The sequence below is a fragment of the uncultured Flavobacterium sp. genome, from assembly GCF_963922255.1.
In the GTDB taxonomy this organism is placed as follows: domain Bacteria; phylum Bacteroidota; class Bacteroidia; order Flavobacteriales; family Flavobacteriaceae; genus Flavobacterium.
In genome coordinates this window covers 53,502-72,174 of record NZ_CAWUIC010000002.1, presented here as the reverse complement: position 1 = coordinate 72,174, position 18,673 = coordinate 53,502, and the positions used below count along the sequence as shown (strand labels likewise).

The window sequence follows — 18,673 nt, the reverse complement described above, 5'->3', positions numbered from 1 at the left end:
AATATTTCTTAATTAATTAAATTTTGAATGTTAATACTACATCAAACTTTTAACCTTATAACTTTTTAAACTCTTAACCTAATTTTTAAAACTCTGCGTTCTGTGGTGTTCTTGGGAAAGGAATTACGTCTCTAATATTAGTCATACCCGTAACGAAAAGAACCAAACGTTCAAATCCTAATCCGAAACCTGAGTGAACGGCACTTCCAAATCTTCTAGTATCTAAATACCACCATAATTCTTCTTCTTCAATTCCTAAAGCATGCATTTTTTTGACTAATACATCATAACGCTCTTCTCTTTGAGAACCACCAACAATTTCACCAATTCCTGGGAATAAAATATCCATAGCACGAACCGTTTCTTTTCCTGGTTCAGTGTTATCGTTCAATCTCATGTAGAATGCTTTGATATTTGCAGGATAATCAAACAAAATTACTGGACATTTGAAGTGTTTTTCCACTAAATATCGTTCGTGTTCACTTTGTAAATCTGCTCCCCATTCTTTAATGATATAATTGAATTTACCTTTTTTATTTGGAGAAGAATTTCTTAATATATCAATAGCTTCTGTGTAAGAAACACGTTTGAAATTGTTTTCTAAAACGAAATTTAGTTTTTGTAACAAACTCATTTCGCTCCTTTCTGCTTGAGGTTTTGATTTTTCTTCGTCCAATAAACGTTGTTCCAAGAAAGCTAAATCATCACCACATTTTTCTAAAACATATTTGATTACATACTGAATAAAATCTTCAGCTAAATCCATATTTGCATCTAAGTCATTGAAAGCCACTTCTGGTTCAATCATCCAAAATTCTGCTAAATGTCGTGATGTATTTGAATTTTCAGCTCTAAAAGTTGGTCCAAAAGTATATACTTGACCTAAAGCCATTGCATAAGTTTCAGCTTCTAATTGACCAGAAACTGTTAAGTTAGTTTCTTTACCAAAGAAATCTTCTTTATAATTTACTGTTCCTTCTTCAGTTCTTGGAGTTTTATCGAAAGGTAAAGCGGTTACTTTAAACATTTCACCAGCACCTTCAGCATCACTTCCTGTAATGATTGGAGTGTTTACATAAACAAATCCTTTTCCTTGAAAATAGTTATGTACTGCAAAAGACAACACAGAACGAACTCTCATAATAGCCCCAAAAGCATTAGTTCTTACACGTAAATGTGCATTTTCTCTTAAAAATTCAAGAGAGTGTTTTTTTGGCTGAATTGGATATTCTTCCGGATTAGAATCTCCTAGAATACTGATTTTAGAAACTTGAATTTCTACACTTTGTCCTTTTCCTTGACTTTCTTGCAAAATTCCAACTACTTTAACTGCTGCTCCTGTAGTAATTCTTTTTAAAGTTTCTTCGGGTGTATTTTCAAAATCTACAACACACTGAATATTATTAATCGTAGAACCATCGTTCAACGCTATAAACTGATTGTTTCTAAATGTTCTAACCCAACCTTTTGCGGTTACTTCATGTAACGTTTTTGTGCTATTTAAAAGGTCGATGACTTTAGTATGTTTCATTCTTTTATTAATTTAAATACAAATATAAAATTATTCTTCGTTTGATATTTCGTCTTCTTCGTGATTTTCTGATAAAATATCAATTGTTGGTTCAATAAATTCTTCTTTATTGGCAATTGTTCTTTCTAAAGATAGTAATAATGCTGGTAATAATACAAGATTAGAAATCATAGCAAATAGTAAAGTCAGTGCAACCAAACTTCCTAAAGCAATTGTTCCACCAAAACTCGATAACGTAAACACTGAAAAACCAAAAAATAAAACTACTGAAGTATAAAACATACTTACACCAGCTTCTTTGATTGAGTTGTAAACTGATTTTTTAATTCTCCAATTATTTTGTTTCAATTCTTGACGGTATTTTGCCAAAAAGTGAATCGTATCATCTACAGAAATACCAAAAGCAATACTAAATACCAAGATCGTTGAAGGTTTTATAGGAATTCCTAAAAAGCCCATTAAACCAGCTGTCATGATTAATGGCAATATGTTTGGCAACAACGAAACAATTATCATTTTAAAGGAACGGAACAAATAAGCCATTAAAAGTGATATTAAAATAATGGCAAACAATAAGGATAAAACCAGATTGTGAACCAAATAATGAGTTCCTTTTTCAAACACAAATGCTTTTCCAGTAACGGTTACGTTATATCTTTCTTTAGGAAAAAGTTTGTCTATTTTTTCTTGAAGACGTTCTTCAATTTTAGCCATTTTGTCGGTTCCAATGTCTTTCATGAACGTTGTAACACGAGCATATTGACCTGTACTATCTACATAACTTTTTAAAAGATTTTGGCTGTTTTCTTGGGTTGAATTTTTAACGTATGTCAAGACAAAACCTTCTTCTAATTTGCTTGAAGGTAATTCATAATAATCTGGGTTTCCATTATAATAAGATTGTTTGGCATATTTAACCAAATTAACAACAGAAACAGGTTTTGATAATTCAGGAATTTCTTCAATTTCTTCTTGAAGTTCGTTAATTCTTTTCAAAGTAACTGACTTCATTGCACCTTTTGGTTTTTTAGTATCAATCATGATTTCCAAAGGCATCACACCATCAAATTCGTTTTCAAAAAACAAAATATCTTTGAAGAAAGGAGCTTTTTTAGGCATGTCTTCAATGATACTTCCTGAGACTTTTATTTGATTAATTCCAATTATTCCTAAAACTAAAACAGTTATCGCTGTAGCAAAAACGGCAATTCTATAATTTTTAATAGTGTTCTCAATCCATTTGATAAATGAATTCATATAGTTTTTTCCTAAATGCTCTAAATGTTTGTCTTTTGGCAAAGGCATATAGCTGTAGATAATAGGAATAATTATCAAACATAAAATAAATAAGAAAACTATATTTAAAGAAGCAACTATACCAAATTCAGTTAATAATTTACTATCTGTAAACATGAAAGTGGCAAAACCAGCTGCAGTGGTTAAGTTGGTCATTAATGTTGCATTTCCTACTTTTGAAATAACACGTTGTAATGATTTTGCTTTATTACCATGAAGTTTAATTTCTTGCTGGTATTTATTAATCAAGAAAATGCAATTTGGAATTCCAATTACAATAATAAGCGGTGGAATAATTGCTGTTAAAACGGTAATTTCATAATGTAATAAACCTAATGTTCCAAAAGACCACATCACACCAATAATTACAACGCACATTGAAATTAAGGTTGCTCTAAAACTTCTAAAAAAGAAGAAAAATAATAGTGATGTAATTAATAAAGCTGCTCCAACGAACAAACCTATTTCGTCAATTATACTTTGAGCATTTAGCGTTCTGATATAAGGCATTCCAGAAACATGCATATCTAAACCAGTTGCTTTTTCAAAAGCATCAATTTTTTCTTGACTAAAATGTTTGAAAACAAAATCTTTTCGAGCAGCAGTATTTACAATTTTTTTATCAATGTAAATCGCAAATCGAATCGCTCCAGATTCTTTATTAAACAACATGCCTTCGTAAAAAGGCAAATCATTAAAAAGTTCTTTTTCCTTTTGTTTTACGTAAGCATCTGTTATTGATTTTCTGTTTACGAATGGAACAAGATTGAATTTTTGAGCCGTTGTATCTTTAGAAAGTACTTGTAAATCCTCAATAGAAAGTGTTAAATCAACAGCTTTGTCTTTCTTAATATCATCTACAAAAGCATCCCAAATTTTAAGATTTTTTGCCGTAAAAAAAGTAGAGTCTTTAAAACCAACAACAATTAAATTTCCTTCTTCCCCAAATTTGTCTAAAAATGATTGATATTGAACATTTACTTCATGATGATCTGGTAATAAATTAGCTTCTGTAAAGGTAAAACGCATGTTCTGCCATTGGAAACCCATGGAAACAGTAAAAAGTCCAACTAAAATTAGTAGTCCAACTCTATTTCGTAAAATTCGTCCTGCAATATAATTCCAAAAACGACTATTTAGCCATTTAAACATCTTCTAAAATTTAGTCAGCAAAGGTAAGTATTATTGATTAAATAGTTTGTTTTCAGAACAAAGAATTACAATAATTTAAAGGCCTAAATCAAGATTATAAGAAATCTTTAAGGCAATGTTATCATCAAAATTAGCTAATTGATAATTTCCGTAACGATAAAAGGCAACTAGACCAAATCCTTTGAATAGCTTGTTGCATTCTACACCACTTTCAAAAAATCCTTTTTCCAAAGAATTAAAAGGTAAGCCAACATGATTTTCTGGATTGTCAATTGTACCAAAAGCCATTCGAGTTACGACAGTAAATTCAGGATTTAATTTGTACCCAATGTTGATTTTATTAAAAGTATGTTTTAACTGAAGTGAAATATATTTGTCTGAGAAAAATTCGTTGTAATACATGGTTTCAAAACTGTTTTTACCAGCGAATGTAATTCTTCTTAAAATAGCATCTTTGTTTAGGTTATTTGGTGCAATTGCGTATAATTGAGTTAATGGAATATCACCAGAAGCTACACCAGCTTGAAATAAAAGCGAACTTTTTTGACCAGATAAATACGGAATTTCATAAAAAGTTTTAAAATCTACTTTTGTAAAATCAAAGTCATTTCCAAGAATTTCTGGAATGGTTTGCGTAATTTGTAAAGAAAATTTTGGATGTCTTTTTTCAATTTCAATTTTTCCTAATGGAGTTTGCATATAACTACTAAAAGGATTCCATTGAATAGCAAATTGCATAGAAGAAACATTATAATTTGTAAAACTTTGTCCGTTGTTGATAAAAGTATAGTCAAACAATGGAGTAATTTCATTACGAGATAATGAAAAATAAGTTGACGTTTTAGGTAAAACTTTACTTTCAATAAAAGCGGAAGCCATTCTACTGTTGTAAAAAGTAGAAATGTTAAAAGGCCTTGGATCATAAACCTTAAATCGTCTTGTGTCTGTTGCAAAAGTGGTTTGACCAATTTCGCTAATATCATCGCTATAAGAAGCGCTTACCCAAGTTTCATCTTCCTTATTAAGTAAGTACGAAGGTGTAATTCCATATTTAAAACCATTATCTTTTAAACCATAAGCTCCATAAAAAGCTACTTTGTAATTTTCAGAAACTTTATCGTTTGTTACAGCTCCAATTCCTAAACGGAAACCTTCAAAGTTGTTAAATTTTATGATACTTCTTAAATCTAAATCAACATAACTTATAGGTAAATAGCCATTTATGATTTTCTTTCCCAGAAATATTTTTCGTTCAATATTACTAGATTGCGATAAACTATCTAATGAAATATAAGTTTTCATTTTTCGAATATCAACCGTATCTTTTGCTATTGAACCCCAATATTTTTCTGATTTAGATAAACTATTTTCAGGAACATAAATTTTTATTCCGTCATTTTTAAGTTTTAGCGGTTCATTAATTTTTATATCAAAAGGTGTTGATTCAAGAATTAAAACAGTTCTGTCGGAAGCATTATTGTCCAAATCTTGTTCTAAACTTGATCGAAATTTCATGGTTCCACCTAAAATGGTTAAATCTTCAGAATTACTTCCTTTACTTAAAACAATTTTTCGTTTTTTAGGAAACCAAATATTTTCTTTTTTCAGATAATTGAAAGTATAGGTTGCATTTACATTTACAATTCCATAAATACGATAGTAAGCTTTTGCTACTGAAAAATTTTGAGCATCTACATACAAAATTCCTCTTAGTCTGTTAGCTCTCAATTTTTTTGGTTCAAAATAAATGCGATATACTTTTCTATTTTGAATTTCTGTAGAATCTAATAGATGATAAGTGTATAATTTTCTACCGTAATTAGAAATCGGATTTTGAAGCGGAATTTCTAATATTTCAAAAGGGTTTTCATAAACAGAATAGGAGATTAACTTTAAGCCTAAAAACTCATACAAGGGTTGTTTAAAACCAGCCATTCTAGAAGCTAAAACAGTTTCTTTATTAGTTCCGTTTTGATTTTGAATAAGATTTACTTTTTCTGTTTGATAAATATGACTTTTTTCAACAAGTTTTTTGAATTTATAATTCGTAGAATCTAGTTTAACAATTCGTTTTCCAAAAATATTTCTTTTGTATGTTTTATCAATTTCACCTGTAATACTATCTGGATTTGCTGTTACTTGTATGAATTCATAATTTTTGTATTCATAAGAGTTTAATGCTTTTTCAGGTTGGGTATTTTCTTTGTTTTCAATTACTTTTTTAATAATATGATTCACTTTGTTGAGCGAATAATATTCATTTTTAACTTTATTGATGTCTTGGGTTAACTTGATAATGAAAAGATTTCCATCATTGCTGGCATAAGCAGGTTTTTCATAATATCCTTTGTAGCGACCGTACATTGGTTTTTTGAAATCTGTAATTTCTATTGAAAATTTTCCTTCCCAATCTGCAAAAACAGTTGTTTTTTCATAAGTAATTTTTGCAAATGCTATTGGAATAGTGGTGTCAAAATCGATAACTTGTCCTTTAATTTTTGTTTGACCAAAAACAAAGTTTGTAAGTAAAAATAAAAATAACAGATAGGAATATCGCATTAAAAAAGTTTCGATTGATGGCAAAGATATTTAAAAATAAAAAGTCCTGATGTTAATCAGGACTTAAAATTTATACTTTCATAATTTCGGCTTCTTTTACAGCCAAATGGTCATCAATTTTCTTGATGTAAGCATCCGTTAATTTTTGAACATCATCTTCTGCTTTTTTAGCGATATCTTCTGCTAAACCGTTTTTCTCTTCTTTTTTAATATCGTTGTTAGCATCTTTACGAGCATTTCTGATTCCGATTTTAGCATCTTCAGCTTCAGCTTTTGCTTGTTTTACTAATTCTTTTCTTCTTTCTTCTGTTAAAGCTGGAATGTTGATGATGATGTTTTCACCATTGTTCATTGGGTTTAACCCTAAATTAGCAATTTGAATTGCTTTTTCAATAGGTTGCATCATGTTCTTTTCCCAAGGAGTAACCGTTAAAGTTCTTGCATCAGCAGCATTAATATTTGCCACTTGTGATAGAGGAGTTTGAGATCCATAATAATCCACAAAAACACCACCTAACATTTGAGGAGAAGCTTTTCCGGCTCTAATATTTAAAAATTCTTTTTCTAAATGAGCGATAGAACCATTCATAGATTCGGTTGCTGTTTCTATAATAAAGTTAATTTCGTCTGTCATTTTTTTAATTTTTATTATTCTAAATTCTTATTTCTGAATTCTAAATTAAATTGTTACTGTTGTTCCTACTGTTTGTCCTTCGCAAACTCTTAATAAATTTCCATCAATATTCATATCAAAAACAATGATAGGTAATTTATTTTCTTGACTCAAAGTAAAAGCCGTTGAATCCATAACGTTTAATCCTTTTGCAATTACATCTTCAAAAGTAATAGAATCATATTTAGTTGCAGTTGCATCTTTTTCTGGATCAGCTGTGTAAACCCCATCCACTCGAGTTCCTTTTAAAATTACATCAGCACCAACTTCTACACCTCTTAAAACAGCTGCTGTATCGGTTGTAAAATAAGGATTTCCTGTTCCAGCACCAAAAATTACAATTCTTCCTTTTTCTAAGTGACGTGTTGCTTTTCTTTTGATATATGGCTCAGCTATAGCTTCAATTTTTAAGGCAGTTTGTAATCTGGTTTGCATACCTGCTTCTTCAAGAGCACCTTGTAAAGCCATTCCATTTATCACAGTTGCAAGCATTCCCATATAATCACCTTGAACTCTATCCATTCCATTACTAGCACCAGCAACACCTCTGAAGATATTTCCTCCTCCAATAACTATTGCAATTTCTATGCCTTTTTCATGAATTTGTTTAATTTCAGCAGCATATTCAGCTAAACGTTTTGGATCAATTCCATAAGCTCTGTCACCCATTAAGGCTTCACCACTTAACTTAAGGAGAATTCTTTTGTACTTCATTGTGTTGATTTTAGTGATGCAAATATAGTTATTATCTAATTTAAAAAAAATGAAGTTTATAATTATAGGTTCAATTCTTCAAATGATGATTTTGCAGCTTGGTATCCTATTTCGAAAATTTTATCCATTTTTATTTTGTTGGTTTCAAAAGTGCTAAAGTTGGCCAATTCTTTAGGTTCGATTACCCAATCACAAAAGCTAAATTTTTGGTAATTACCTTGAGCTGATAATAAGTCAAAAGCTCTTGTTGTTACTGATTTTATGGATTTTAAATCTTTGGTTTCTATAGTTTGAATAGGACTTACATAGATTCCAATTATTGAATCACATCTTCCTTGTAATAAATCGGTTGGAAAATGGTTTAAAATTCCTCCATCACTGTAAAGTCTACCATTTAGTTCATAAGGAGAAAGCATTCCTGGAAACGATGATGAAGCTAAAATAGCATCTGTAATTTTTGTTTCTTCATTAAATACTTTTAATTTACCAGAAACTAAATTAGTAGCTGTTATAAAAGTAGGTATATTTAAGTCGCCAATAGTAGCATCTTGGAAAATTAAATTAAAATAACTTTTGAAAGACTCAGAATCAATAATTCCTGCTTTTTTGAAAGTAAAATGCCTCCAATGAAAAAAGTAAATTGATTTGAAGAATTCTAATATTTCCTCTGGTTTTTTGCCAAAAGCATAAAAAGCAGCAATTATTGCACCAGCACTCGTACCGGCTATATGAGAAGGTTTGATGTTCTGTTCGTCTAAAAATTTTAATGCTCCAGCTTGAGCAATTCCTTTTGAGCCACCACCTGACAGAACCAAACCTATTGATTTTGAGGAAAAATCCATTCTGATTTATTTTTTGTGTAACATAGCTTACATTCAGTTATCAAATTTAGTAGTAATTTTGTATAATAAAAACTAAAATACCATGAATACAAATATAAAAGAAGCTTTGACAAGAAGTTTCAGTTATCAAGAATATAGAAGTTTAGTTTCTGCCTTAATTTTAGAAGGAAAATCAACTGGAAACATTCAATCAGATGATTTATTACATTATTCAGAATTGAACGAAAGTAGAATGAATCGTTTAGAAAAAACAATAAAAATTACAGATGAAGTTCTAGCAAAAATTAACCAGTTAGAAACAAAAGTAACTTGGTTGGTGATTGCTGAAGGTTGGTGTGGTGATGCCGCTCAAATTTTACCAATCATTTATAAAATGGCTGAATTATCTGAAAATATAGATTTAAAAATTGTACTTCGAGATGAGAATGAAGCCTTAATGAATGATTTTTTGACCAATGGTGGGAAAGCAATTCCGAAATTAATCATTCTTGATGAAGAAAATAATGTTATTGGAGATTTTGGACCAAGACCTGAACCCGCTCGTAAATTAATTGCTGATTATAAAGCTGCAAATGGAGTAGTAGATGAACCCATAAAAATAGAATTACAGAAATGGTATTTGCATGATAAAGGAGTTTCTACTCAAAATGAAATTATGCAATTGATGAAAAGTAAGGAATTGGTTTAATCTACAATTCCAATGATTTTTAAGTTTTCATAATAGTCAATCCAAACTTGAAAATACTCATTTGAGTTAGGTTCCTTGAAAGTCATTGGTGTTAACTCAAAAAAAGGTTTTTCATAAGCTGCTAAAAAAGCATCATAAATTAATTCTGAACAATAATAACTTCCATTATCATATAAATAAGCTTGGTCATAAGGAACACCTAATTGAGAAAGTGAAAAATCGATAGCTTTTGGAATATATTTGCGATATTTTTTTTTCAATCTTCCAACATACATGGTAGCAGAAGTGTAAGTTTTGAAAACTTCTAAAGGGGTAAGTTTAACTTCTTTGCCAGCTGCTTCAATCACATAAATAGAATCATTTTGAATATGAATCATGCCTAAATGGCTGAAATCTTTTCCATCAAAACCTTCTGTAACTGCATTAATAGCTTTGCATAAATCACAATTCATCGATTGAAAAATGATGTCGCCTTCTTTTAACGCAACTTTTTTTTGAGCAAAAGTTGAAAAGCAAAAAGATAAAATTAAGTATTTAATTATTACTCTCATTAAAAATTTATTAGCGATATTCCAAGGGAAAGACTTGCAATTTGACTTTCATTACGTAAAGTGATTCCATAATTTATTGCTTCAATAAAAAATTGTATTTCATCGCTTTCAAAAACTACTTTTATGCGCTTAAAATCTCCAGTCAAATTTCCTCTGCCTAGGGCGAAAGTTTTTCCTAATCCTACATCTATTCCAACTCTATTTTCAATGCCAGCTTTTGGCATCAATCGGAAGTTTACAAATAATGGAGTCATGAATAACTCTTTTGATACCTTCATGCCAATTCCAGTATTTGCACTTAATCCAATCCATTTATTAAAATGAATTCCGTAACCAAAATTACCATTAATTCCATCAGGGACAAACCAGTCATCATTTGAACTGCTATCTGATAAGATTTCTTCATCATTTTGATTTACTCTCAAAGGAACAGAAATTTCAAACTGTGTAAAATCTCCAATTAATGATTTTTTTTCTTCTTCTTGTGAAAATAACTTAAAAGTTATAAAAAGGAATAATGTAAGAATAGAATATTTCATCCTATAAATTATTCACAAAATCATCAGGAGAAACAGCATTTTCAATTGAATAATCACCAATTTTAGTTCTACATAAAGCAGTTAAATGTCCTCCAGAATTTAAGGCTAAACCAAAATCATAAGCTAAAGAACGAATGTAAGTTCCTTTACTACATTGCACTCTAAAATCAATTTCAGGTAATTCAATTCTAGTGATTTCAAATTCGTATATTGTCGTTTTTCTAGCTTGAATTTCTACTTCTTCACCAGCTCTTGCATGTTCGTATAAACGTTTTCCATCTTTTTTTATAGCTGAAAAAACAGGTGGTTTTTGATCAATTTCACCTAAAAATTGTTTTACAGTTTCTTGAATTAAAGCTTCAGAAATATGTTCTGTCGGAAAAGTAGCGTCGACTTCAGTTTCTAAATCATAAGAAGGAGTTGTTGCTCCAACGGTAATTGTTCCCGTGTATTCTTTAGTTTGAGCTTGAATTTCTGAAATAGTTTTTGTGAATTTTCCTGTGCAAATAATCAACAAACCAGTTGCTAAAGGATCTAAAGTACCGGCATGACCAATTTTGAATTTTTTAGGTAAATCGAAATGTTTTTTCAGCGCATATTTCAGTTTATTCACAGCTTGAAAAGACGACCATTTTAAAGGCTTGTCAATCAATAAAACTTGTCCGTTTAAAATATCTTCTTTCGTCATTAAATTACAGTTAATTTCTGTACAAAAAAGTGAATTAATAAAACAGCAATTCCTGCAATGATTCTATAATAGCCAAACATTTTAAAACCATGCTTGCTCAAATAACCAATGAACGATTTTATAGCAATTAAAGCCACAATAAAACCAACAACATTTCCAATAATCAAAAGATTTATTTGATCACTAGTTAACACAAAACCAGCTTTGTAAAAGTCATAGGATTTTTTTACGGTTGCTCCTAACATAGTTGGAATAGCTAAGAAAAATGAAAATTCAGCTGCTGTTGTTCTTGATAATTTTTGAGTCATACCACCAACAATACTTGCACCACTTCTTGAAACTCCAGGAATCATAGCTAAACATTGAAAAAGGCCAATTTTAAAAGCCGTTGGATAACTAATTTCTTCTGGAACATCTTCTTTTGGAGTGTTTCCAAACCAATCATCTACTTTTAAAAGTAAAATTCCTCCTAAAACTAATGAAACAGCAACAGTAATTGGATTTTCTAATAGAGAATCAATAAAATCACTTAACAATAATCCTAAAACAACAGCAGGAATAAACGCTACAAATAATTTAAAGTAAAAATCAACCGATTGAAAAAAGCGTTTGAAATATAAAACTACTACAGAAAGTATAGTTCCTAATTGAATTACAATGGTAAAAAGCTTGGTAAAATCGTCTTGAGCAATCCCAAAAAAAGAAGATGCGATAATCATGTGTCCTGTAGAAGAAACAGGTAGAAATTCGGTTAAACCTTCAATGATAGCAAGAATTATGGCTTGTAGTGTATTCATGTTTTAGTGATTAGTAATTAGTGATTAGTGATTAGTAGAAAAACTGTCTACTAAATACTGAGCACTATTTTTAAAGTTTTTCTTTAATTTTTGATAATTCTTCTGAAGCTATAATTGTTTCTCCATTTTTATCTAAAAGTATATAATAAGGACTTCCAAATTCTTTCCAACCTACTTTATCTGCAAAGTCTTTTTGAATAAACATTGAATCTGTTCCGTTTGGATATAAATCATTAAAATCTACAATATAGCAATCTTTCATTTTTAGCTTTTTCATCACTTTAACTAAATTGTCTTGCATCTTACTATCGCTTTTGTCAGCACTAATATGAATGACATCTAGGTTGTTTTGTAATACTATTTTTTCTAATTCAGGAATATCTTCTATACAAGGTTCACAAAATGAAAACCAATAATGAACAATAGTTTTTTTGGAAAGGTTTTGAGTTAAATTATTATATTTTTCAACAGAAATTTTAGAAATAGCAGGCTCTTCAACACTTGACTTGCAATTAATAAAAGCAAATGGGATTAAAAATAAAAAATAAAACGATGCTTTTTTACTAAATATTCTCATTACTAATTACTAGTTACTTTTTAAAAGGATTTTTCATTATCGAATAAATAGTCACACCAAAACCAGCTAAAACTAAAGTTGGTGCTAATCTAATTCTTCTAAAACTAAATAACGCTTCTTCGTCAAAAGTGTTTGGATCATCCGTTCCACCACCTGCCATTAGGATAAAACCTAAAGCGATAATACCAACTCCAATAAATAAAATTTTATAGTTTACTTTTTCAAATAAAAAAGTAGGTTTGTTTTCTTCGTTTTTCATAGTCATTTTCCTTGATAACGGAAATCTTTTTTAATTAATATTTTTTTTAATCTGAAAATCCAAAATCTGAACATCTGTAATCTAATACAAATCGTCAGTTTTTAAATTCAAGAATCGTTGCGTTGCAAAATACGTGCTTATCCAAGTGATTACAATTCCAACTAAAAACACTGCTGTAATTACAATTCCTAAAGAAAAGTAATCTTTTGAAATTCCTAAATCAGGCAATTTGGTGTCAACATAATATACTAAAGCTAATAAACCAACAACAGCTAAAGCCGAACCAATTAATCCTAATTTTATACTTCTCCAAATAAATGGTTTTCTAATAAATGCTTTTGTTGCACCAACCATTTGCATCGTTTTAATGGTAAATCGGTGTGAATAAACAGAAAGCCTAAGCGAACTATTAATTAAAAGCATAGCTACTAAAGCTAAAACGGCACTTATGACTAAAATCCAAAGGCTTATTTTCTTGATATTATCGTTTACTAAATCAACTAATTGTTTATCATAAATGATTTCAGAAACCATTTCGTTTTTCTTGATATTAGTTTCTATTTTTTTGATGCTATCTGCTTGTACATAATCACCTTTTAGATTAATATCAAATGAATTTTGCAAAGGATTTACCCCTAAAAAAGCCATAAAATCTTCACCAACAATATCAACATTGTTTTTGGCAGCACTATCTTTATGGATATAAGCATATTCTTTAATAAACTTTGAGTTTTTTAATTCTACATCAAAAGCAGCCAAAGTACTGTCTTTTGCCTCATTTTTAAAAAACACCGTCATCGGAATGTTTTCTTTAAAATCATTCGTCAATTTTTTAGAATTAATCACAAATAATCCCAATGCTCCTAATAGAAAAAGCACTAAAAATATACTTAAAATTACTGAAAAATACGATGAAATTAGTCTTCTTTTATTATACTTTTCAAATGATGAAGCCATAATACATGTTAAATTAAGTGGTAAAAATAAAAAAGAAAATTGGTTTATACAGAATATAACAACAAAGTTTTAACTTTAGTATTATAAAATGTAAATTTGCACCTGAATTTTAAGGATTAATTTGTTAGTAATACAACTTCTAACCTCTTAACCCTTTAAACTTTTAAACTACACGATGAAATACAATCCAAACCGAATCGAAGCCAATTGGCAAAAATATTGGTCAGAAAACCAAACCTTTGCTGCAACAAATCATTCAGAAAAACCTAAATATTATGTATTGGACATGTTTCCTTATCCATCTGGAGCAGGATTACACGTTGGTCATCCACTAGGTTATATTGCTTCTGATATTGTGGCTCGATACAAACGTCACAAAGGATTTAATGTATTGCATCCACAAGGATATGATTCATTTGGTTTGCCAGCTGAGCAATATGCAATTCAAACAGGACAACATCCAGATAAAACGACCAAAGAAAATATTGCTCGTTACCGTGAACAATTAGATAAAATCGGATTTTCATTTGATTGGAGTAGAGAAGTTCGTACTTCAAACGCTGATTATTATAAACATACCCAATGGATTTTTATTCAATTATTTGAATCTTGGTACAATAATAATTCAAACAAAGCGGAAAGTATTTGCACGTTAATTCAAGAATTTGAAAAAAACGGAAATGCCAATGTAAATGCAGTTTGTGATGACAATATTGTTTCTTTTTCGTCAAGTGAATGGAACGCTTTTTCATCAGAAGAACAACAAAAAATACTTTTACAATACAGATTAACTTATTTAGCAGAAACCGAAGTAAACTGGTGTCCAGTATTAGGAACGGTTTTAGCCAATGACGAAATTGTAAACGGAGTTTCAGAACGTGGTGGTCATCCTGTAATTCGTAAGAAAATGACGCAATGGTCGATGCGAATTTCAGCTTATGCAGAACGATTATTACAAGGTTTAAACGAAATTGATTGGACAGAATCGCTAAAAGAATCGCAAAGAAACTGGATAGGAAAAAGTGTAGGAGCAATGGTTTCTTTCAACGTGAAAAATCACGATGAAGTAATTGATGTTTTCACAACTAGACCTGATACAATCTTCGGAGTAACATTCATGACTTTAGCACCAGAACACGAATTGGTTGCTCAAATCACAACTCCTGAACAAAAAGCAGCTATTGAGGCTTATGTAGAAGCCACTGCAAAACGTTCCGAAAGAGAAAGAATGGCAGATGTAAAAACCATTTCTGGAGTTTTCACAGGAGCTTATGCTGAACATCCTTTTACGAAAGAACCAATTCCAGTTTGGATTGGAGATTACGTTTTAGCAGGTTATGGAACAGGTGCAGTTATGGCTGTTCCCTGTGGTGACGAACGTGATTATGCTTTCGCGAATTTCTTCAAAGGAACAAACGGAATGCCTGAAATCAAAAACATTTTCGACCAAGATATTTCTGAAGAAGCTTTTGGAGCCAAAGAAGGTTTCAAATTGGTAGATTCTGATTTCTTAAACGGTTTAGGATATAAAGAAGGAACAAAAAAAGCCATTGAAGCTTTAGAAAACATAAAACAAGGTAACGGAAAAACAAATTACCGTTTGCGTGATGCTGTTTTTTCTAGACAAAGATATTGGGGTGAACCTTTTCCTGTTTATTATGTAAACGGTTTACCACAAATGATTGACAAAAAACACTTGCCAATTGCCTTACCAGAAGTTGAAAAATATTTACCAACAGAAGATGGACAACCACCTTTAGGAAATGCTATGGTTTGGGCTTGGGATAGTGTTCAGTGTTCAGTAGTTAGTAATCAGTTAATAGATAACAAAACTATTTTTCCTTTGGAACTGAATACAATGCCTGGTTGGGCTGGTTCTTCTTGGTATTGGATGCGTTATATGGATGCACACAATGAAGAAGAATTTGCCAGCAAAGAAGCCTTAGACTATTGGCAAAATGTAGATTTATACATTGGTGGAAGCGAACACGCAACAGGACATTTATTATACGCTCGTTTTTGGAACAAATTCTTAAAAGACAGAGGTTTCGCACCTACAGAAGAACCGTTCAAGAAATTGATTAATCAAGGAATGATTTTGGGAATGAGTGCTTTTGCTTACAGACTGACTTTTAGCTTTAATTCAAATGAAAAAATCATAGAAGACAACCCAAATTCTTCTGAATATTTTAAATCAATTTTTGTGTCTAAAAATATTTCAGATGATGAAATAAAATCGAGATTATTAGAGTTGATTAAAAGTGATAAGGATTTTGATTTTTTAAATAATCAGCTGAAGAAAAATAAAGTAGATTCTAATGTGAATATTTTTAAATATCCTATTCACGTTGATTTAGCTGTTATAAACGATATCACTAATGAATTAGATATTAAAAAATTCAAAAATCATCCATTATATGTTGATTATAAAAATGCTGAATTCATTTTAGAAGATGGAAAATACATCGTTGGTCGTGAAGTTGAAAAAATGTCTAAATCAAAATACAATGTAGTCAATCCAGATGAGATTTGTAATGAATATGGAGCTGATACTTTACGTTTATATGAAATGTTTTTAGGACCATTAGAACAAGCAAAACCATGGAATACTGCTGGAATTACAGGAGTTTTTGGTTTCCTAAAAAAATTATGGAGATTGTATTTTGATGATAATGGTTTAAATGTAACCAATGACGAACCAACTGCAGAAATGTACAAATCACTACACAAAACCATCAAAAAAGTTACAGAAGATATAGAGAATTTCTCGTTCAATACTTCGGTTTCCCAATTCATGATTTGTGTAAATGAATTAGCGACTTTAAAATGCCATCATAGAGCAATTTTAGAACCATTGGCAATCGTAATTTCTCCGTATGCACCACATATTGCAGAAGAATTGTGGAAACAATTAGGTCATGGAGGTTCAATAGCAACGGTAGAATTTCCAATTTTTGAAGAAAAATATCTAGTAGAATCTGAAAAAGAATATCCAGTATCTTTCAATGGAAAAATGCGTTTTACCATGAAATTACCTTTGGATTTAACTCCAAAACAAATTGAAGAAATCGTAATGGCAGACGAAAGAACCATTGCCCAATTAGCTGGAAATACACCTAAAAAAGTAATCATAGTTCCAGGAAAAATTATAAATTTGGTAGGATAGTTTCTTTTTAAAATCCAATTCTAAAACACAAAATCCCAAATGTTATTTTAAAAATAATGTTTGGGATTTTTTTATACTATTGATTTTTTCATTAAGTTTACTTGTTAAAATGCGTTTTTAAATAAAAAAAGCATTAAAAATCGTTAAAAACTTATATTCTATACAATAAAATCAAGTTTTTTACTTTACTATTTATAAGTCAAATCAAAACGGCACATTTTTGATTTTAACTTCAACACAATTTTTTTAAAACTAATCTAAAAAAACATGAAAAGAATAAAACAAAATTCAATTCTAGCATTCTTTATTTTGTGCACTTCAATAATTGCATTGCAAGCACAAGAAAAAAGTAACAAACTGACCAATGATTTAAATAATCTAATCGATAAATCTAATAGTTTCCAAGATTATAAAGTAATAAAAAAGGCATCAATTACAAATTTTCAAGCTTCATTAAATAGCTACATTAAGCAAGAACAAAGTATTCAAACGAATCTTGAAAATCAAATAAATGCTAATAATAAGGAAATTAAAGCTCTAGAAAAAGAGTTGAAAACCATTAAAAGTACCAATGAAAAATTAGCAGCAGAAAAAGCAAACATTAATTTTTTAGGATTTTCTATAAGTAAGGAGAGTTATTCAATCGCAATGTGGGCTTTGTTTCTTGGAGCATTAGCAGCAGCTGTGATTTTATTTTTGAGTTTTAAAAGAGCTAATAAAGTCACCAAAGAATCAAAATCATTATTAGCTGATTTAGAAGAAGAATATCAAAACTACAGAGGAGTTTGTGTGGAAAGAGAGCAAAGTTTAAGAAGACAACTTTTTGATGAGGTAAAAAAAAGCAAGGATCTTAAAAATGTTTCTTAAATGTAAATTAATTTGGCAGAATATTTGATAAGATTGCTACTTATAAATTTAAAAACTTTTTTATGAAAAAAATTATTTTTGTTTTGTTGTTAACTTATGGTTTTCAATCGTTTGCTCAGTCGGATAATGACTCAAATGAAAAAGTTGATGTTGATTTTTATTTTGGAATTGGTGCTCAAGTTCAAAGTAAATACGATTTAAACGATAAGCTAAAAGCCGCTAATTTGCCTGAACTAAATCAAACCATGCCAGAACTTCAAGTGGGTATGAATGTTTTTGGAGAAAAGCTTTCAGGTGATGCTGAATTTGGATTCTTGTTTTCAAAAAATGATAAAGGTAATTCAGAAAATCAAAACATTGGATTTACTTCTAGATTAAGAGTACATTATAATTTTATTAATGCTGAAAAAGTTGCTTTTACTGGAGGTTTAAATTTTGCCGCAACAGGTTCTGAAATTGATATTTATAATAAGAATAACGTCATTGATTTAAATGATTTGGAACCGTTAAATAATAGTGGACATGTTTCGTTAAGAAACCAAGTCTTTTTTGCTGGGCCATCTGTTTCGTTGTATTTATTAAAGAATAAGTCAACTAAAATAAGAGTCAATTTAGGATATGAAGTTGCTTTCACAAATGGGAAGTGGAAATCTGACTTTGCATCAGTTGACAACACCGTTAAAGAAAAAGGAAATAATAGATTTGTATTTGGAATTTCATTTTTATAAAAACACACAACAATATGACTTTAACCCAAATTTAGATGAGTTTGGGTTTTTTTGTAACTTTTTTTAAAATTTACGTATAATAAGTATAA

General features: G+C 29.9%; 17 protein-coding genes. 4 read left to right on the top strand and 13 right to left on the bottom strand.

Annotation, left to right across the window (positions count from 1 at the left end; all coding sequences use genetic code 11):
- Positions 1-85: 85 nt before the first annotated feature.
- The 6 genes from asnS to AABJ49_RS02375 form a co-directional block, all read right to left on the bottom strand.
- The gene (asnS, locus tag AABJ49_RS02400; RefSeq protein WP_338375804.1) at positions 86-1,531 is read right to left on the bottom strand and encodes an asparagine--tRNA ligase; all 1,446 of its coding nucleotides are present in this window, start codon (positions 1,529-1,531) and stop codon (positions 86-88) included.
- A gap of 30 nt (positions 1,532-1,561) precedes the next feature.
- Positions 1,562-3,979 carry an efflux RND transporter permease subunit gene (locus AABJ49_RS02395; RefSeq protein WP_338375802.1) on the bottom strand — a complete coding sequence of 806 codons (2,418 nt, stop codon included), beginning with the start codon at positions 3,977-3,979 and terminating at the stop codon, positions 1,562-1,564.
- A gap of 75 nt (positions 3,980-4,054) precedes the next feature.
- On the bottom strand, positions 4,055-6,538 hold the full coding sequence (locus tag AABJ49_RS02390; RefSeq protein WP_338375800.1) for a DUF5686 family protein: 2,484 nt from the start codon (positions 6,536-6,538) through the stop codon (positions 4,055-4,057).
- Between the two features lie 70 nt (positions 6,539-6,608).
- Positions 6,609-7,172, bottom strand: coding sequence for a ribosome recycling factor (gene frr, locus AABJ49_RS02385; RefSeq protein WP_338375798.1), 564 nt, complete (start codon positions 7,170-7,172; stop codon positions 6,609-6,611).
- A gap of 45 nt (positions 7,173-7,217) precedes the next feature.
- Positions 7,218-7,925, bottom strand: a complete 708-nt coding sequence (pyrH, locus tag AABJ49_RS02380; RefSeq protein WP_338375796.1) for a UMP kinase — start codon at positions 7,923-7,925, stop codon at positions 7,218-7,220.
- Positions 7,926-7,987: 62 nt separating this feature from the next.
- Positions 7,988-8,767: a patatin-like phospholipase family protein gene (locus AABJ49_RS02375; protein ID WP_338375795.1), complete on the bottom strand. Its 780-nt coding sequence runs from the start codon at positions 8,765-8,767 to the stop codon at positions 7,988-7,990.
- A gap of 82 nt (positions 8,768-8,849) precedes the next feature.
- On the opposite strand from AABJ49_RS02375, the gene AABJ49_RS02370 reads away from it, so the two are divergent.
- Complete coding sequence (locus AABJ49_RS02370; RefSeq protein WP_338375793.1) at positions 8,850-9,455, top strand: thioredoxin family protein; 606 nt, start codon at positions 8,850-8,852, stop codon at positions 9,453-9,455.
- On the opposite strand, the gene AABJ49_RS02365 is transcribed toward AABJ49_RS02370, so the two are convergent.
- From AABJ49_RS02365 to AABJ49_RS02335, 7 genes are all read right to left on the bottom strand, one after another.
- A complete protein-coding gene (locus tag AABJ49_RS02365; protein WP_338375791.1) occupies positions 9,452-10,006 on the bottom strand; it encodes a YiiX/YebB-like N1pC/P60 family cysteine hydrolase in 555 nt (184 codons plus the stop codon). The two genes, AABJ49_RS02370 and AABJ49_RS02365, sit on opposite strands and share 4 nt — an antisense overlap.
- Positions 10,006-10,545, bottom strand: coding sequence for a hypothetical protein (locus AABJ49_RS02360; protein WP_338375790.1), 540 nt, complete (start codon positions 10,543-10,545; stop codon positions 10,006-10,008). The genes AABJ49_RS02365 and AABJ49_RS02360 overlap by 1 nt, the downstream gene beginning before the upstream one ends.
- 1 nt (position 10,546) lies before the next feature.
- Positions 10,547-11,233, bottom strand: coding sequence for a tRNA pseudouridine(55) synthase TruB (gene truB / locus AABJ49_RS02355; protein ID WP_338375789.1), 687 nt, complete (start codon positions 11,231-11,233; stop codon positions 10,547-10,549).
- Positions 11,233-12,030, bottom strand: coding sequence for an undecaprenyl-diphosphate phosphatase (locus AABJ49_RS02350; protein WP_338375788.1), 798 nt, complete (start codon positions 12,028-12,030; stop codon positions 11,233-11,235). The genes truB and AABJ49_RS02350 overlap by 1 nt, the downstream gene beginning before the upstream one ends.
- A gap of 70 nt (positions 12,031-12,100) precedes the next feature.
- The gene (locus AABJ49_RS02345) at positions 12,101-12,607 is read right to left on the bottom strand and encodes a redoxin family protein (protein WP_338375787.1); all 507 of its coding nucleotides are present in this window, start codon (positions 12,605-12,607) and stop codon (positions 12,101-12,103) included.
- A 13-nt stretch (positions 12,608-12,620) separates the two neighbouring features.
- A complete protein-coding gene (locus AABJ49_RS02340; protein ID WP_338375785.1) occupies positions 12,621-12,866 on the bottom strand; it encodes a DUF3098 domain-containing protein in 246 nt (81 codons plus the stop codon).
- A gap of 81 nt (positions 12,867-12,947) precedes the next feature.
- Entirely contained in the window at positions 12,948-13,823 is an 876-nt protein-coding gene (locus tag AABJ49_RS02335) for a permease-like cell division protein FtsX (RefSeq protein WP_338375783.1), read from the bottom strand.
- Positions 13,824-13,998: 175 nt separating this feature from the next.
- Between AABJ49_RS02335 and AABJ49_RS02330 the strand changes: the two genes are divergently transcribed.
- From AABJ49_RS02330 to AABJ49_RS02320, 3 genes are all read left to right on the top strand, one after another.
- Positions 13,999-16,989: a class I tRNA ligase family protein gene (locus tag AABJ49_RS02330; RefSeq protein WP_338375781.1), complete on the top strand. Its 2,991-nt coding sequence runs from the start codon at positions 13,999-14,001 to the stop codon at positions 16,987-16,989.
- Positions 16,990-17,256: 267 nt separating this feature from the next.
- Positions 17,257-17,856, top strand: a complete 600-nt coding sequence (locus AABJ49_RS02325; protein ID WP_338375779.1) for a hypothetical protein — start codon at positions 17,257-17,259, stop codon at positions 17,854-17,856.
- Between the two features lie 62 nt (positions 17,857-17,918).
- A complete protein-coding gene (locus tag AABJ49_RS02320; RefSeq protein WP_338375778.1) occupies positions 17,919-18,584 on the top strand; it encodes a hypothetical protein in 666 nt (221 codons plus the stop codon).
- Positions 18,585-18,673 lie beyond the last annotated feature (89 nt).

Excerpts from the sequence above, each read along its gene's own strand:
- AABJ49_RS02365 (WP_338375791.1), bottom strand. The coding sequence starts at position 10,006 with ATGAGAGTAATAATTAAATACTTAATTTTATCTTTTTGCTTTTCAACT.
- frr (WP_338375798.1), bottom strand. The coding sequence starts at position 7,172 with ATGACAGACGAAATTAACTTTATTATAGAAACAGCAACCGAATCTATG.
- AABJ49_RS02395 (WP_338375802.1), bottom strand. The coding sequence starts at position 3,979 with ATGTTTAAATGGCTAAATAGTCGTTTTTGGAATTATATTGCAGGACGA.
- pyrH (WP_338375796.1), bottom strand. The coding sequence starts at position 7,925 with ATGAAGTACAAAAGAATTCTCCTTAAGTTAAGTGGTGAAGCCTTAATG.
- AABJ49_RS02390 (WP_338375800.1), bottom strand. The coding sequence starts at position 6,538 with ATGCGATATTCCTATCTGTTATTTTTATTTTTACTTACAAACTTTGTT.
- AABJ49_RS02325 (WP_338375779.1), top strand. The coding sequence starts at position 17,257 with ATGAAAAGAATAAAACAAAATTCAATTCTAGCATTCTTTATTTTGTGC.
- AABJ49_RS02320 (WP_338375778.1), top strand. The coding sequence starts at position 17,919 with ATGAAAAAAATTATTTTTGTTTTGTTGTTAACTTATGGTTTTCAATCG.
- AABJ49_RS02370 (WP_338375793.1), top strand. The coding sequence starts at position 8,850 with ATGAATACAAATATAAAAGAAGCTTTGACAAGAAGTTTCAGTTATCAA.
- asnS (WP_338375804.1), bottom strand. The coding sequence starts at position 1,531 with ATGAAACATACTAAAGTCATCGACCTTTTAAATAGCACAAAAACGTTA.
- AABJ49_RS02335 (WP_338375783.1), bottom strand. The coding sequence starts at position 13,823 with ATGGCTTCATCATTTGAAAAGTATAATAAAAGAAGACTAATTTCATCG.
- truB (WP_338375789.1), bottom strand. The coding sequence starts at position 11,233 with ATGACGAAAGAAGATATTTTAAACGGACAAGTTTTATTGATTGACAAG.
- AABJ49_RS02340 (WP_338375785.1), bottom strand. The coding sequence starts at position 12,866 with ATGAAAAACGAAGAAAACAAACCTACTTTTTTATTTGAAAAAGTAAAC.
- AABJ49_RS02330 (WP_338375781.1), top strand. The coding sequence starts at position 13,999 with ATGAAATACAATCCAAACCGAATCGAAGCCAATTGGCAAAAATATTGG.
- AABJ49_RS02375 (WP_338375795.1), bottom strand. The coding sequence starts at position 8,767 with ATGGATTTTTCCTCAAAATCAATAGGTTTGGTTCTGTCAGGTGGTGGC.
- AABJ49_RS02350 (WP_338375788.1), bottom strand. The coding sequence starts at position 12,030 with ATGAATACACTACAAGCCATAATTCTTGCTATCATTGAAGGTTTAACC.
- AABJ49_RS02360 (WP_338375790.1), bottom strand. The coding sequence starts at position 10,545 with ATGAAATATTCTATTCTTACATTATTCCTTTTTATAACTTTTAAGTTA.
- AABJ49_RS02345 (WP_338375787.1), bottom strand. The coding sequence starts at position 12,607 with ATGAGAATATTTAGTAAAAAAGCATCGTTTTATTTTTTATTTTTAATC.